General features: G+C 46.5%; 1 protein-coding gene. It reads right to left on the reverse strand.

What is annotated here, in order from left to right:
• Positions 1-418: helix-turn-helix domain-containing protein (locus EFBL_RS07995; protein ID WP_149029945.1), on the reverse strand; the 418-nt coding region annotated here is incomplete at its 3' end.
• Between the last annotated feature and the right edge of the window lie 74 nt (positions 419-492).

The raw sequence follows: 492 nt of genomic DNA on the forward strand, positions 1-492 counted from the left end.
GCCACAGCATGCCGGCTTGGGGTTTTCGAGCACGGGGACTGTGCAATTTCGGACGACGGCGTTGTTTTTGTCTCTTGACCCCCGCAGCAACTAGAATCCGACGAACGGAGGAAACGCTAAGATCCAACTGTTCATGCTCTTCTAGAAGCTCAGATAAGTGGGAATTATTACTTCCGTAGTACTTTTGCTCGTAAAGACTAACAACTTGTTCCCTAATGGACTCAGGGATGGTGTGAGAGGGCTTTCGTCCTCGGTTCTTATGTACAATTCCTTTCGCTCCTTCCTTGATGTACCGAGCCTTTAAACGAAGAACCTGACGTTTAGAAAGGCCAAGGGCTGTAGCGGCTTCTTCAGATGTAAGGGATTTGGCAACCAACTTCTCAATCACAAGAACTTTCTTTAATTCTGTTGTTGTCAGTGTAATCGTCTCCTGTCCCATGGTGACATTTTCACAGACGAGTTACAGGGTGACAATATCACAGAACAACTACA

The organism is Effusibacillus lacus, assembly GCF_002335525.1.
Taxonomy (GTDB): Bacteria; Bacillota; Bacilli; order Tumebacillales; family Effusibacillaceae; genus Effusibacillus; species Effusibacillus lacus.